Source organism: Pandoraea thiooxydans (genome assembly GCF_001931675.1).
In the GTDB taxonomy this organism is placed as follows: domain Bacteria; phylum Pseudomonadota; class Gammaproteobacteria; order Burkholderiales; family Burkholderiaceae; genus Pandoraea; species Pandoraea thiooxydans.
The window spans coordinates 1,646,082-1,659,467 of record NZ_CP014839.1; the positions used below are offsets into that span (position 1 = coordinate 1,646,082).

The following is a 13,386-nucleotide window of genomic DNA, read 5'->3' on the forward strand; positions in this document are numbered from 1 at the left end:
CAACACGCATGAGCCTCAAGCCGCAGATCACGCCCCGATTGCGACGAGCGACGTCGGGCGATCAAACAGGGAGTCATCATGGACAAATTGCGCGAGATGGAGATCTTTGTCGCGGTCGTCGATCAAGGCGGTTTCACCGGCGCGTCAAACAAGCTCGGCTTGTCGACTGCGGCGGTCTCGCGCGCGATCAATTCGCTGGAGGCCAGTATCGGCGTGCAGTTGTTGGCACGCACCACGCGCACGGTGCGGGCGACCGATGCGGGCATGGCCTACCTGGATGCATGCCGCAAGGTATTGGATGTGATCACTGACGCCGAGGCGAATATCGCGGCCGACCAGCTTAATCCGGTGGGTACCCTGACGATTTCGGCACCGGTACTGTTTGGCCAGCGATATGTCGCGCCGTTAGTGAATGCTTTTGTGCTGCGTTATCAGGATGTCGACGTCAACGCGGTGTACGTCGATCGCCCCACGCGGTTACTGGAAGAAGGCGTGGATATCGCCATTCGCATTGGCCATCTCGGAGACTCATCGATATTTGCGGTGCCGCTGGGTTTCGTGCGGCGTCGCGCGTACGGCGCACCTGCCTATCTGGCCGCGCGAGGGGAGCCTGTTCGTCCCAAGGATTTGCTTGGCCATGACTGCGTGTCCTGCACCGGCGTTTCGTTGCCGCTCGAGTGGGTGTTCAGTGAGCGCGGCGCGAGAGTGCCGGTGCGACTGCGGCCGCGGATGATCGTAGACCTGATTCCGGCGGCCGTGCTGGCCGCCGTCGACGGCGTCGGCATAACGCAGTTGTTGTCGTATCAGGCGGCGCCTGAGGTGCGCGACGGCAGCCTCAGGCCCGTGCTCTCGGCTTTCGAGCCCGAGCCGATTCCGGTGAGCCTGCTGCACGTGGAGCGGCGTGGCGCAAGCGGCAAGATTCGGGCCTTCGTCGAATTCGTGAGCGAGACGCTTCGCCAAAACCTTCAGGATATCGAAGCAACGGCCGCGCGAAGTTCCCTATAGGCAATCACCAGGGAATCGAGATTGAAGGCACGGTTCAGGCCGCTTGGGTTCGGCAGGACCCAGGTGTGTGCGCCCCCGAACGGGCTGGCTTGCGGCCCCCACGCGAGATGCTGCGCGCCGGTCATGGCAGCTAGTGCCATCTTGCCAAGGAAGGCCAGGCAGCAAGGCGCGTACAGTTCGATCTTTCGCTCGAGGGCGACAGCGGCGGCCGCAAGCTCCTCGCGCGAGAGCTCGCGGGCGCGCGCGGTTGGGCGCGCCAGCGCAGTTGTCAGGCCGCAACCGTATTGAAGCAGCGTGCGGTCGTCTTCCGGGCGAATCTGCCCGGGAGAAAAACCCGCCAGGTGAATGGCCCGCCAGAATCGGTTGCGGCCATTGGCGAAGTGATGGCCCGTCGAAGCTGCGCCGAGGCTCGGATTGATGCCGCAAAAGACCACCGACAAGCCCGGCGCGAGAATATCGGGCAGCGCTTGAGTCGAATCGGTGGGGTCTGCCACGGCGGGCAGGCGCACTGGCCCGCCAGTCGGCTGGCGCCGCGACGCGCTCACGCTGGTGCGCCGGCTTCGCCCCGGAACCGTTGGCGGTATTGCTGCGGCGTCACGTTGAGCCGTCGGGAGAACGTCATGCGCATGTGGGTGGCGTTATGGAAGCCGCATTGGAACGCGACGGTCTTGAGCGGAGCGTCGGAATCCTCGAGCAACTTCCTGGCGGTATCGACGCGGATCTGCTCAACGAACGTGGATGGCGTCACCTTGGCATACTTTGCAAACATCCGCGAAAATGTTCGGCGGCTCACCGAAACGGCACTCGCCAACTGCTCGATCGACAGCGTATCGGCTATGTGGTCGCGCACATATTGGTGCACTTTGCCGACGATTGGGTCGCTCTCCTGGCCGGCCGCGAGAAACGGACTGTACTGGGACTGCCCGCCTTCGCGCCGAATGTAGACGACCAGTTGTTTGGCGATGCGCACCGCCATCTCGTGTCCCCAATCTTCGGACACGAGCGACAAACAAAGATCGATGCCGGCCGTTACCCCGGCGGAGGTGAAGAGGCGCCCGTCGCGGATGAAGATGCTGTCGGGTTGCACACATGCCAGGGGAAACTCTTCGGCCAGGCGACTCGCCACCGCCCAGTGGGTCGTCACTTTTTTGCCGTCGAGCAACCCAGCGTGGCCGAGCAAAAACGTGCCGTTGCAAACCGAGCCAAAGCGCGCGGCGCCCTGCGCCTGGCGCCGCAGCCATGCCAGAAAATCGCTCGGTGGTTGTACGTCGGGCAAGTGCGGTCCGCCTGCCACCAATATCAAATCATATTGAACATCGGGTTCCGCATAGCCGAACTGCACGGACAGTTGCATGCCGTTCGAGCAGCTCACGCTGCCGGCCTGGCGACCCACCAGGCAGACTTGGTATCTCTGAGATTCAGCAAGGGAGCTGTTGGCTTCCGCGAATACGTCCAGTGGGCCTGCAACATCGAGTGCCTGTACACCGTCGAATGCAACAAGGGCGACTTTCATGCCGTAACCTTCATAAGTATGAGCGCTGCGCTCGGCAGCGCTTCATCGTGGCATATTGAATTGGCACGATCGACCGCGGCAAGCAGCGTTGAGCCAGTTTAGCCGAATCACCGCGCGGTGAAACCTCATATTCGGTAAATGGCTTTTGTCACCTGTGCAGGGAATCCGTGGGTTCCGGTTGTGCGTTGCCCGGTTCGCGCGGCGACGGCGGGGACGTGACGTGGCCCAAATATCGCAGCAATTGGCCGGAGATGACGCCAGGCGCCTGTTTCGGTGAGCGTGTCGACCAACTAGACTGGGTACAGAAGACGCGGCCGGGAAATAACCCGGGTATCACGGCAAATCGCGTCGCACCCGGGTGGGCCGTGTGTCGTCTGGGGTCGTGAGTTCGGCAGCCTCACCCGACGTCACGGCCGAACTCGATACCCGGAGCCCAGTAGCCTGTAGATAGCGAGGATGGAGTCACCATGTTTATCGAGGAACGTCGAAACTCCTTTTTGTTCGGTGGAAATGCCCCCTACGTCGAGGAGCAGTATGAGCTTTACCTGGCGGACCGGGCATCGGTGACGGACGCATGGCGCGCCTATTTCGACGCATTGCGGCAAGCGCCCGCCACCGATGGCAGCGATCGCGACGACGAACCATACGCGCCTGTGGTTTCCCGCTTTGTCGAGCTGGCCAAACGCCCGCGCGGCATCGCCGTGCGGTCCGATAACGGTCTTGATCTGGCCAGAAAACAGGTGGCGGTCCAGACGTTGATCGCGGCCTTTCGCATGGTCGGCACGCGCCGCGCCAGTCTTGACCCGCTGCAATGGACACCGCCGCGCGCGTTGGCCGAGTTGACCCCGGCGTACTATGGCTTGACGGCCGCGGACCTGTCCGTCACGTTCAGCACGGCCGACACGTTTCTTTTCGATGACGACGCAACCCTGGGCGAGATCGTCGCTGCGCTCGAACAGACCTATACGGGCACGCTGGGAGCCGAGTTCATGCACCTGAGCGATCCGGACGAGCGGCGCTGGTGGCAGATGCGCCTTGAGTCGACGCGTGGCAAGCCGTCATTTTCCGCACAGGAAAGGCGCCGGTTTCTCGACCGCCTGGTGGCCGCCGAGGGGCTCGAGAAACATTTGCACAAGCGCTATGTCGGGCAAACGCGGTTCTCGCTGGAGGGGGGCGAATCGCTCATCGTACTGCTCGACGAATTGATTCGCCATGGCGCCTCGAAGCAGGTGCGCACGGTGGTGCTGGGTATGGCGCACCGCGGCCGGCTGAACGTATTGGCAAACATCGCGGGCAAGCCGTTGCGCGCGCTGTTCGATGAATTCGAAGGCAAGGGCGCTGACCGGCTACCTGCGGGCGACGTGAAATATCACAAGGGCTACAACGGTGCCATGCAAACCGACGACGGGCCGGTCGAGGTCGTGCTCGCGTTCAATCCGTCGCACCTGGAGATCGTGAACCCGGTGGTGCAGGGCATGGCACGCGCAAAGGCCGAGACCTCGTCGGCCGGCGGCGCGGCGGGGGTGCTGCCGGTCGAAATCCACGGCGATGCGGCGATCTCCGGGCAAGGCGTGGTGATGGAGACGCTGAGCCTTTCGTATACCCGCGGACACGGCACTGGCGGCACCGTGCACGTGGTTGTCAACAACCAGGTCGGGTTCACCACGTCGGATCCGCGCGACACGCGCTCGTCGTTTTACTCGACCGATATAGCCAAGATGATCGAGGCGCCGGTGCTGCACGTCAATGGTGACGATCCCGAAGCGGTGGCCCACGCGGTGCGCTTGGCGCTCGACTATCGGACCGCGTTTCGACGCAGCGTCGTCATCGATCTTGTCTGCTTCCGCAAGCATGGCCATCAGGAGCAAGACACGCCGGGCATCACGCAGCCGTTGATGTATCGCGCGATCGCCGCTCATCCTGGCGTGAGAACGTTGTTCGCCAACAGGTTGATCGAGCAGGGCGTGATGACTTCCGAGCAGGTCGAGGAGTGCGTCAGGCAGTACCGCCTGGGGTTCGAGCGTGCTCACGAGAGCGATGCCGCTGTCGCGCCAGACGCCTCATATGCGGCGTCGGCGCGACCGGACTTCGGCAGGGACGTGCCCACCGAGCTGGCCTATCGCGCGCCGTCGCGCGAGCAGCTGCAGGGCTTGGCGCGACAAATAGCGAGTCTGCCTGAAGGCTTTGAGCCGCATCCGCTGGTCGGCAAGATGCTGGCGGCGCGTCGCGATATGGCGGACGGCAAGAAGCCGCTCGATTGGGGAATGGGTGAACAACTGGCATTCGCCTCGTTGCTCGACGCGGGCGTCGATGTCCGCTTGAGCGGGCAGGACAGCGCAAGGGGGACGTTTAATCATCGCCACGCCGTGGTTCACAATCAACGGCGGAGCAACCGTGCGGATGGCGTATTCGTCGCGCTCGATCATGTGGGTGAGAGTCAGGGCAGGTTTACCGCCACCAACTCAATACTCTCCGAGGCAGCAGTGCTGGCCTTCGAGTATGGCTACTCGACGGTCAACCGTAACGCGCTGGTGATGTGGGAGGCGCAGTTTGGCGATTTCGCCAATGGCGCACAGGTCGTCATCGACCAATTCATCGCTTCGGGTGCCGCCAAGTGGGGACAGCGCAGCGGCTTGACGCTGCTGTTGCCGCATGGGCAGGAGGGACAGGGGCCGGAGCACGCGTCGGCCAGGGTTGAGCGGTTCCTGCAGCTCAGTGCGCAAGACAACATGCGGGTGGCGCAACCGACCACGCCCGCGCAATTGTTCCATCTGTTGCGAATGCAGGCACTTGCCGTCGATCGCCGGCCGCTCATCGTTCTGACGCCAAAGTCGCTGTTGCGGCATCCGGAGGCGGTAAGCACGCTTGCCGACCTGGCTCAGGGGGCGTTTCTCGAGATCCTGACGGACTCCCTGATCGCACCCGTGGAGGCCAAGGTCGAGCGCGTCATACTGACGTCGGGCAAGGCTTACTTCGAGTTGCTCGAACATCGGCGCGCGTCGGGCGGCGCCGATACGCCGGTCATCCGCGTCGAACAGCTGTACCCGTTTCCGTCTGCGCGATTGGCTGCGGAATTGGCCCGGTATCCGAACCTGAAGCGGGTGGTCTGGTGTCAGGAAGAGTCGCGCAACCAGGGTGCATGGAGCTTCGTGGAGCCGCAATTGCGAGAGATCGTGCCTGCCAGCGTGCAGCTCCGTTACGCGGGACCCGACGCGTTCGCGTCGACTGCGCCCGGATATGCGTCCGTGCATGCGGCATGGCAGAAGGCGCTTGTCATGAGCGCCTTCACGGAGTAACCGCGCATGCGTGTCGGGATGATGCTGTATGCCGGATTCCGCTTGCTAGAGGTGAGCGGTCCGATGGCGGTGTTCGGCGAGGCAAACCGCTTGTGCGGACAGACGCTGTATGAACAGCATCTGGTGGGGCTCTCGCCCGGGCCAGTCGTGTGCTCGAACGGGGCGGCAGTGGTTACGACGGAGGCCTTGACGCAGGGGCACGGTTCGTTCGACGTTGTGCTGATACCCGGCTCGCCGTCGGTCGGCGCTGGGCAAGAGCATCCTGAACTGGTGACTTGGTTGAAGCAAATCGGACGTGACGCGCGCAGGTTGGCGTCCGTGTCCAACGGCGCGTTTTTGCTCGCGCGTGCCGGTCTCGCGGATCATCGATGGCTGACCACCCACCCGGATGATGCGCGACGTCTGGCGAGCGAGTACCCCTTGGTACACGTGATGACCGACCTGAGTTGCTTGAAGGACGGCAACCTCTACTCGGCGGGCGGCGTGCGCGCCGGCATTCGTCTAGCCTTGACCCTGGTTCAGGAAGACCTCGGCGACAACATCGTCGGGCGCATTGCCGAAACGCTGCTGATACAGTGATCTCGGGGCGGGGGGCCGCCGCCCGCCATCGACCGCATTTATTGCCATCGCGGATGGTCGATCGATGCCGGGAAGCCTCAAGGTTTTCGCGTCTCGGGCGTGTAATGCGCCTGCAGATACGCGACGATTTCCTGGGCATCGGCTTCGTTGATTGGCGCGCCCATGGTGTTCATCATCTTGTGCACCTCGGCGCCCCAAGTCGCCGCGCTCAGGGGCGGTTGCATGGTGATGTAGGTGACCGAATGGCACATCATGCAATGCGCCAGCACCATATCGCGCCCTTTGCCGGGGGCGAGTTCGGCGGTGTAGGTAGGCCACTGGCCAACGCGAAACACACTGCCGCTTTGCGCCGCGCCACGTGCCGGCTGCTGCGCCATGCCGAGTGTGCCGCCGGCATAGACTCCGGCCGATTCCAGTCCGGGGCGGGTTTGAGCGTGCGCCGAGGCGCCGGCGACCACCAACGCCAGGCCGGCTACGCCGAGGCAGCTAGATATGCGGATGTTCATTGACTGTCTCCCGCTCATGCCGACAGGACAGTGACTTCCTGACGCTCGATTCGATTCCACAGATAGCCGCCGGGGTTCCACACGGCCTGCTCGGTTTGGACGCTGCCGGTTTGATCGGTCGCGCGTACTGCCAAGGTGAACGTGCCGGCTGATTTCGGGGTCCACAGATGAGTGTAGGTGCGAAACGCATAAGCCCCGTGGTCCTGTCCGAGCGTCGCGCGTTGCCAGGTTTTGCCGTCGTCGGTGGACACTTCCACTTTGGTGACGCGTCCCCGTCCGCTGAAGGCGATGCCGCGGATTTGCGCCGGCATGTTGCGTATCAGCGGCGCGCTGCCGTCGGGCTCGATGATGAAGGAGCGCACGGGCATGTCGACCATGCCGATCGGAACGGTCTTGATTTTCCCCGTGGCCATGGCTTCTGGCGTGACGTTGCCGCCGGGCGTGTCCGGGATCCGGTAGGCGGGATTCATCCAGAAGTTATTGTCGGCTTGCGTCAGGGCTCGAATGAAGGTGAGGTGCTTGGTCCAGTACGTGGCGAATTTCCCGGGCACGACCAGCCGCACCGGAAAGCCGTTGAGCATCGGCAGCGGCTCGCCATTCATCAGAAATGCCACGATGGCCTTGCCCAGCACGGCATCGGTGGCATCCAGCGATTTCATGAATCTACCCGAGCCCTTGTCGACGGGGCCGACGCCATGATCGAGCCCTTCGAACTGAAGTTGCACGGTGCCGCGGCCGACGCCGGCGCGCTCGAGGATATCCTGCAGGCGAACCCCGGTCCACATGGCGTTGCCCATCGCGCCGTTGCCCCATTGTCCACCTGCCACGCGCGGCTGGAAGCGGCTGCGCGAATTGCCCGAGCACTGATTGACCGCGGCGATGGAGACTGGCTTGAAATCGTGCAGCAACTGCGGCAGCGATAGCTCCATCGGCTTGGTGAAGTTACCCTCGAGCTTGAGCCGCCAGGCAGCCAGGTCGATTTCGTTGGGAGTCACCGAGAGGTGGTAACGCACGAAAAAGGCGGCATTCGGGGTGAACGCTTCGGTGAAATACTGGCGCGGCGTCTCGAGCTGAATCGGACGATCGGTGAGCCGTTGCAATGGCAATTTCTGGGGGTACGTGACGTACGGCCCGACGCTGTTCCAGTATGGGTTGGGCCCGGGGCCGGTGAATGGCTGCAGCGGCGCTTCGGCCTGCGTCGAAACGACGGCAAGCGAGGGTCTTGCCGCGAGGGCAGCCCCACTGCCGAGAAGCGCGAGCATTTTTCTGCGGGTCATGAACTCAGCCATGCCGAGATCCTCCTCAGGTTGCGGTGCGTCGAACAGACCAACGGGGATGACTCGGGCCAAGCGAGAACCTTGGCTTCTTCTCGTTGGTTTGAATTCTATGCGCGGCGGCTCGGATTGTTACTAGGGAATTCCCTCTCGGACGGAAGGTTGTGCATCGTTAGCGCATAGTCAGGCCATGATGGCGATACTTGGCGTGCCCCAGCTGCGAGGGTGCCGGTCCGGGGCGATCCGACGCCATCGTCGCCCGGCCGCCCCAGGCCATTTCTCTTCGCCGCAAATTTAAGCCAGCTTTAAGCTTTTTCATCCAGACTACATGCGACCCCATTGGGAGTCTCGTCTATTCTCACGGAGGTATGAAAATGCACTTACGCACTGCTATTTTCGCCGGTGCCTTCGCCCTGGCGCCGGTTCTCGCGCTGGCTGCGCAGCCGGGCGCCGCGCAACCGGCCGCGGCGCAGCCCTTGATGGTGCGCTTCGATGGCCACCTCGTTCCCGCACAGGGCAGCACGCACATCGTGCAGACCGCGGCTGGCCCGGCGCGCGTGAGCACGTGGCACTGGCAAAGCCCGAACGGCCGCGCCAGCTTCGTGGTGCAAACCAGTACCGGCGGTGCGCCACCGGCGTGGGCGTTGCAGCAGATGCAGGCAATGCAGGCGCAGTTCGGGGTGATGCAGGCGCAGATGCGGCAGCTCGAGCAGGCGGCGCTGATTCAGCCGTTCACGCTGCCGGGGCCGCTCTCGGTAGTGTTCGCGCCGGGCTGGGTGTTCAATGGCATGCCGGATGTGGTGACGGTGGTCGCGCCGTCGCACGGCAAGCCCGCGACAACGCTGCCGCACGCGAGCACGCTGAAAAAGGTTTAGCCCCGGCTGGCCCGTTGCGGGCCGAACTGATCGTTGGCCGCCCGGCGCGTTGGCCGCCGGGTGGCCAGCGCGCTTACCTTACTCCCACATCAACTCGCGCACGTGCGCCATCGTGCCGGTAGCCAGCCCCTCCAGGCTGTAGCCGCCTTCGAGAATCGACACGATGCGCCCGTCGCAGGCCACCTCGGCAATCTGCATCAGCTCGCGGGTGATCCACGCAAAGTCGGCGTCTTCGAGATTCAGGCCGGCGAGCGGATCGAGCCGATGCGCGTCGAAGCCGGCCGAGATAATGAGCAGTTGCGGCTCGAACTCGCGCAGCGCCGGCAGCATCTCGGCCTCTATGCGCTCGCGAAATGTCTCGGAGCCGCAGCCACGCGGCAGCGGCACGTTGACGATGTTGTGACTTACGCCGGTCTCGGCCGCCGAGCCGGTGCCCGGGTAAAGCGGCGACTGGTGGCTCGATGCGTAGAACAATTCGGGCCGGTTGTAGAACGCGGCCTGCGTGCCGTTGCCATGATGCACGTCGAAGTCGACCACCGCCACGCGCGCCAGCCGGTGCGTCTCGTGCGCATAGGCCGCTGCGATCGCGGCCTGATTGAAAATGCAGAATCCCATTGCCCGGGCCGGTTCGGCGTGATGTCCGCATGGGCGCGTGGCGCAGAACACATTGCGCGCCTGGCCACCGAGCACCGCATCGACGCCTGCGCAGGCCGCGCCGACGCAGCGCATCACTGCTTCCCAGGAGCCTGGCGACATCACCGTGTCGCCCCCGTCGAGCGGCGTAAAGCCTTGGCGCGGAGCGATATCGGCCACCTCGTCGACAAACGCCGGATCGTGAATCAGCCGGACTTGCTCGAGGGTGCCCAGCGGAGCGTCGCGCCAGGCGAGGGCGGCAAACTGGGGGGAGCGCAGGGCAGCCAACACTGCCTTGAGCCGCTCGGGCGATTCCGGGTGGCCGGGGCCGGGGCGATGTTCGAGGCACGCTTCATGGGAAATGACAAGGGTAGGCATCATGTGCTGCGGCGCGCGGCGCGAGCCGCGTTGTCTCCTGGATTATCGTGGGCTGCCGGGGTGCGCGGCACATTCTGGCGCCGCGCCTTGGCGCCCGACTGCAAGCGTCAGGATACGGCGGCCCAGCTATTCAAACCAGTTAGACATTATTTGAAACACCATAGGCATTTGCTTATGGGTGAGGGGCCCGCACAGGCGCTGCCCGCCCGCAAATTCCTCAGCCCAAGCCTGTGGCTCGCGCGATGAGCAGCAGCCCGGCGCTGATTGTCGCCGCGCCAACCACGCGCGCGGCACTTGTGCCGCCCGGCAAGAGCCGTTCGGCGGTGATGCCGATGCCAACGAGCGTCATCGCGCGCACGTCCATTACGCCGACCGCCAGCAGACAGGTGGTGAGGCCCGCGCAGCAAAGGATGCAATGCCGGCCCAGGCGCAACCCGTGGCGCACGGCGGCGCGCGCGGAGGGCACCGCCGTGCCTGCGCGTGCGCGATACGCTGCCGGCCGGCAACACGCGAGGTGGCGCGCTTTCCACGCGCCGAACTGAAGCGCGCCGGCCGCCAGCACGATGAGGCCGGAGGCGGCCGGCGCCCATTGCGCGAGCGCCGGGGCGTGCATCTGCGCCGTCTTGAACAGGGCACCCAACGTGAAAACGATCACGCCAAGCGCAGCCCACAGGAAGAAGTATGCGAGGCCCGCCAAGGCGCTCAGCCAGCCAGGATGCCTGGTGCCGGCGGCGTCGAGGATCAGGCGGTAGCGCCACAGCATCGGCGCCAGCGAGGGCAACATCATCGCCACCATCATGACGCTCCACATGCCGGTGAACGAGGTGGCCGTGCCCAGCCATGTCCGGCCGGGCATGGGCGTCCACATCATCGATCCGCCGCCGGACATCGCCAGGCCGTGCATGCCCGGCGCAGCGCGCGACCACGCGAGCGTGAGCGCCGCGCTGGCGGCGAACAGCAGCGCCGAGATGCCAAGGAAGGCACGCCCGGCCGCCCGCTCGGAGGAACGCGGCGTTACCTGCTTGGCGAGGAGGCGTTGCGGCATGTCAGGTCTCCGAATTGCCGCTATGCGGCGCTCGCGGCTCAGCGTTGCCGGGCGCGCGCCTGGGCGGGTTGTGGCGCGTACTCGTCATGGCGGCGCCACCACACGCCGGTCTCGTTACGGCCCAGAGGCGCGCGGTCGAGCCACTGGTACATCCCCCACAGGCCGTCCAGGCCGCGCGCATAGGCCGAGTAGGTGTGATAGATCGCACCGCTCTCGCGCACGAAGGTGCTCATGCCGGGCCGGTCACGCACATAGGTGGCGGCATCGGTGCCGCAGGTGGCGGCCATGTCGGAGACGATCTGCGGCGGGGCGGCTTCATCCATCGCGTGGCCGCCGAGCCGATAGTTGTATTCGATCAGTCCGTCGCGCTGCTGTGCTTCGGTAAATGAAACGTTGAAGTCATAGTTGAATTCGCCGCCATGCGCCGAGGCCCATGGAAAATGCCAGCCCATGCGCTCACGGTAGGCCAGCAGCCTGGCCAACGGCGCGCGCGACACCGCCGCCAGCGTGACATCGTGCTGCGCCAGATGGCTGACGAAGCCATCGAAGCCATCGGCAATAGCCGAGCACGACGGGCAGCCGGCCTGATAGTCGGGCCCGAACATGAAGTGATAGATCAATAATTGCGAGCGGCCCTCGAACAGATCGGCCAGCGTAGCGCTGCCGTGTTCGGTGTCGAACCGATAGGTTTTGTCGACCTTGACCCAGGGCAGTGCCTGACGGCGCCGCGCCAGTTCGTCGCTGCGCCGGGTGAAGTCCTTTTCTGCCTCGAGAAGTTCGAGTCGTGCTGCCAGCCATGCTTCGCGCGTGGCGGTGGGATGAAGCGTCGTCATGCTTGCCTCCGTTGGGTTTGCCGTGTCGGTCGCATCGCGTGCGATCCGAGCCGCGGCGGGGTTGTTGTGGCCAGGGGCCCGTTTGCGCCAAATGCCTGCTTGCTTTTGGCGTGAACAGGTCCTAGATTAGCCGCGGGTATCCAACGGCGGGAGTGACAAGTGTGGCGGGATTTCGATGGACTCGATAATCACGGCGGCGGCCCGCGCGCTGGCCGCGGGTGATCCGCTCGGCGCGCTCAATCGCGTGGCCTTGCGCGACGATGCCCCGGCACTGGCGCTGCGCGGCATCGCGATGGCCCAGTTGGGTGATTGGGCGCGCGCCAAGGCGCTGCTGCGCGAAGCGGCGCGTGCGTTCGGCCAAAGGGAGCCGGTAGCCCGCGCGCGCTGCGTGGTCGCCGAAGCGGAGATTGCGCTGGTCTCGCGCGATCTGGCCTGGCCGCCCAAAACGCTCGAGGCTGCGCGTGCGACGCTCGAGGCGCACGGCGATTTCGCGAATGCGGCCCACGCCGGCTATCTCGAAGTGCGGCGCCTGGTGCTGATTGGCCGGCTCGGCGAGGCAGAGCAGCGGTTGGCCAGTCTGGTGCCCGCACCGCTGCCGGCCGCGTTGCGTGCCGCGCATGAATTGATCGTGGCCGGTCTGGCGATGCGGCGGCTGCAAACGCAAGTGGCCAGAACGGCGCTCTACGAGGCTGGCAGAGCCGCGCGCGAAGCGGGTATTCCGGCATTGATGGCCGAGGTCGATGGCGCCTGCGAAGTGATGAACGCACCGGCCGCGCGCCTGATCGCGCATGGCCAGGCCAGGCCGCTGCTGCTCGACGAGGTCGAGGCATTGCTGAGCTCGCATGCGCTGGTGATCGACGCGTGCCGTTATGCGGTGCGCAGTGCCGGCACGGTGGTGTCGCTGGCGCGGCGCCCGGTGCTGTTCGCGCTGGCCCGTGCGCTGGCCGAGGCCTGGCCGGCCGATGTGGCGCGCGATGCGCTGATCGCCCGGGCATTTCGCGGCAAGCATGCGGACGAGTCATATCGTGCTCGGCTGCGCGTCGAAATCGGACGTCTGCGCGTGGCGCTGCGGCCGCTGGCGGGAGTCGGCGCAACCGCGCGAGGTTTCGCGCTGATACCGCACGGCACCCGCGAGGCGGTGGTGCTGGCGCGCCCGGTCGATGATACGCACGCGGCCATGCTGGCGTTTTTGTCGGACGGCGAGGCCTGGTCAAGCTCGGCGCTGGCGCTGGCGTTGGGCACGAGCCAGCGCACCGTGCAGCGCGCGCTCGATGCGCTGGCGGCGGCCGGCAAGGTACAGCCGTGCGGGCAGGGGCGGGCGCGCCGCTGGATGATGCCGCCGCTGCCGGGATTCGCGACGACCTTGTTACTCCCTGCCGCGCTGCCCGGTGGCTAGAATCGAAGTGTGAGTCGAAACACGAAGCGAAAACCGGAGCGAACGATATGACA

The 13,386-nt window shown here is 65.1% G+C and carries 12 protein-coding genes; 5 read left to right on the plus strand and 7 right to left on the minus strand.

Annotated elements, in window-relative coordinates; translation table 11 throughout:
- Nucleotides 1-78: 78 nt before the first annotated feature.
- The gene (locus tag PATSB16_RS07535; RefSeq protein ID WP_047213514.1) at nucleotides 79-1,005 is read left to right on the plus strand and encodes a LysR family transcriptional regulator; all 927 of its coding nucleotides are present in this window, start codon (nucleotides 79-81) and stop codon (nucleotides 1,003-1,005) included.
- On the opposite strand, the gene mug is transcribed toward PATSB16_RS07535, so the two are convergent.
- The gene (mug, locus tag PATSB16_RS07540; RefSeq protein WP_047216367.1) at nucleotides 966-1,499 is read right to left on the minus strand and encodes a G/U mismatch-specific DNA glycosylase; all 534 of its coding nucleotides are present in this window, start codon (nucleotides 1,497-1,499) and stop codon (nucleotides 966-968) included. The genes PATSB16_RS07535 and mug overlap by 40 nt on opposite strands.
- A 47-nt stretch (nucleotides 1,500-1,546) precedes the next feature.
- Nucleotides 1,547-2,518, minus strand: a complete 972-nt coding sequence (locus PATSB16_RS07545; protein ID WP_047213516.1) for a GlxA family transcriptional regulator — start codon at nucleotides 2,516-2,518, stop codon at nucleotides 1,547-1,549.
- Between the two features lie 467 nt (nucleotides 2,519-2,985).
- Between PATSB16_RS07545 and PATSB16_RS07550 the strand changes: the two genes are divergently transcribed.
- Nucleotides 2,986-5,814 carry a 2-oxoglutarate dehydrogenase E1 component gene (locus PATSB16_RS07550; protein ID WP_047213517.1) on the plus strand — a complete coding sequence of 943 codons (2,829 nt, stop codon included), beginning with the start codon at nucleotides 2,986-2,988 and terminating at the stop codon, nucleotides 5,812-5,814.
- A 6-nt stretch (nucleotides 5,815-5,820) separates the two neighbouring features.
- On the plus strand, nucleotides 5,821-6,393 hold the full coding sequence (locus PATSB16_RS07555; RefSeq protein WP_047213519.1) for a GlxA family transcriptional regulator: 573 nt from the start codon (nucleotides 5,821-5,823) through the stop codon (nucleotides 6,391-6,393).
- A 77-nt stretch (nucleotides 6,394-6,470) separates the two neighbouring features.
- Here the strand turns inward: PATSB16_RS07555 and PATSB16_RS07560 are convergent, their stop codons facing one another.
- Together PATSB16_RS07560 and PATSB16_RS07565 are read right to left on the minus strand one after the other, a co-directional pair.
- The gene (locus PATSB16_RS07560; RefSeq protein ID WP_047213521.1) at nucleotides 6,471-6,899 is read right to left on the minus strand and encodes a hypothetical protein; all 429 of its coding nucleotides are present in this window, start codon (nucleotides 6,897-6,899) and stop codon (nucleotides 6,471-6,473) included.
- 14 nt (nucleotides 6,900-6,913) lie between these two features.
- Nucleotides 6,914-8,188, minus strand: coding sequence for a molybdopterin-dependent oxidoreductase (locus PATSB16_RS07565; RefSeq protein WP_047213522.1), 1,275 nt, complete (start codon nucleotides 8,186-8,188; stop codon nucleotides 6,914-6,916).
- A gap of 359 nt (nucleotides 8,189-8,547) precedes the next feature.
- Here PATSB16_RS07565 and PATSB16_RS07570 point away from each other — a divergent pair, with 359 nt between their 5' ends.
- Complete coding sequence (locus tag PATSB16_RS07570; protein ID WP_047216368.1) at nucleotides 8,548-9,048, plus strand: hypothetical protein; 501 nt, start codon at nucleotides 8,548-8,550, stop codon at nucleotides 9,046-9,048.
- Nucleotides 9,049-9,126: 78 nt separating this feature from the next.
- Here the strand turns inward: PATSB16_RS07570 and PATSB16_RS07575 are convergent, their stop codons facing one another.
- From PATSB16_RS07575 to PATSB16_RS07585, 3 genes are all read right to left on the minus strand, one after another.
- Nucleotides 9,127-10,062, minus strand: coding sequence for a histone deacetylase family protein (locus PATSB16_RS07575; protein WP_047213523.1), 936 nt, complete (start codon nucleotides 10,060-10,062; stop codon nucleotides 9,127-9,129).
- A 214-nt stretch (nucleotides 10,063-10,276) separates the two neighbouring features.
- A complete protein-coding gene (locus tag PATSB16_RS07580; protein ID WP_047213525.1) occupies nucleotides 10,277-11,104 on the minus strand; it encodes a DUF2182 domain-containing protein in 828 nt (275 codons plus the stop codon).
- A 38-nt stretch (nucleotides 11,105-11,142) separates the two neighbouring features.
- On the minus strand, nucleotides 11,143-11,937 hold the full coding sequence (locus PATSB16_RS07585) for a DUF899 domain-containing protein (protein WP_047213527.1): 795 nt from the start codon (nucleotides 11,935-11,937) through the stop codon (nucleotides 11,143-11,145).
- Between the two features lie 175 nt (nucleotides 11,938-12,112).
- Between PATSB16_RS07585 and PATSB16_RS07590 the strand changes: the two genes are divergently transcribed.
- A complete protein-coding gene (locus tag PATSB16_RS07590) occupies nucleotides 12,113-13,333 on the plus strand; it encodes an ATP-binding protein (protein ID WP_047213528.1) in 1,221 nt (406 codons plus the stop codon).
- Nucleotides 13,334-13,386 lie beyond the last annotated feature (53 nt).

Bases quoted from the DNA above. Each gene is read 5' to 3' on its own strand.
- PATSB16_RS07535 (WP_047213514.1), top strand. From the start codon at position 79: ATGGACAAATTGCGCGAGATGGAGATCTTTGTCGCGGTCGTCGATCAA.
- PATSB16_RS07545 (WP_047213516.1), bottom strand. From the start codon at position 2,518: ATGAAAGTCGCCCTTGTTGCATTCGACGGTGTACAGGCACTCGATGTT.
- PATSB16_RS07550 (WP_047213517.1), top strand. From the start codon at position 2,986: ATGTTTATCGAGGAACGTCGAAACTCCTTTTTGTTCGGTGGAAATGCC.
- PATSB16_RS07555 (WP_047213519.1), top strand. From the start codon at position 5,821: ATGCGTGTCGGGATGATGCTGTATGCCGGATTCCGCTTGCTAGAGGTG.
- PATSB16_RS07560 (WP_047213521.1), bottom strand. From the start codon at position 6,899: ATGAACATCCGCATATCTAGCTGCCTCGGCGTAGCCGGCCTGGCGTTG.
- PATSB16_RS07565 (WP_047213522.1), bottom strand. From the start codon at position 8,188: ATGGCTGAGTTCATGACCCGCAGAAAAATGCTCGCGCTTCTCGGCAGT.
- PATSB16_RS07570 (WP_047216368.1), top strand. From the start codon at position 8,548: ATGCACTTACGCACTGCTATTTTCGCCGGTGCCTTCGCCCTGGCGCCG.
- PATSB16_RS07575 (WP_047213523.1), bottom strand. From the start codon at position 10,062: ATGATGCCTACCCTTGTCATTTCCCATGAAGCGTGCCTCGAACATCGC.
- PATSB16_RS07580 (WP_047213525.1), bottom strand. From the start codon at position 11,104: ATGCCGCAACGCCTCCTCGCCAAGCAGGTAACGCCGCGTTCCTCCGAG.
- PATSB16_RS07585 (WP_047213527.1), bottom strand. From the start codon at position 11,937: ATGACGACGCTTCATCCCACCGCCACGCGCGAAGCATGGCTGGCAGCA.
- PATSB16_RS07590 (WP_047213528.1), top strand. From the start codon at position 12,113: ATGGACTCGATAATCACGGCGGCGGCCCGCGCGCTGGCCGCGGGTGAT.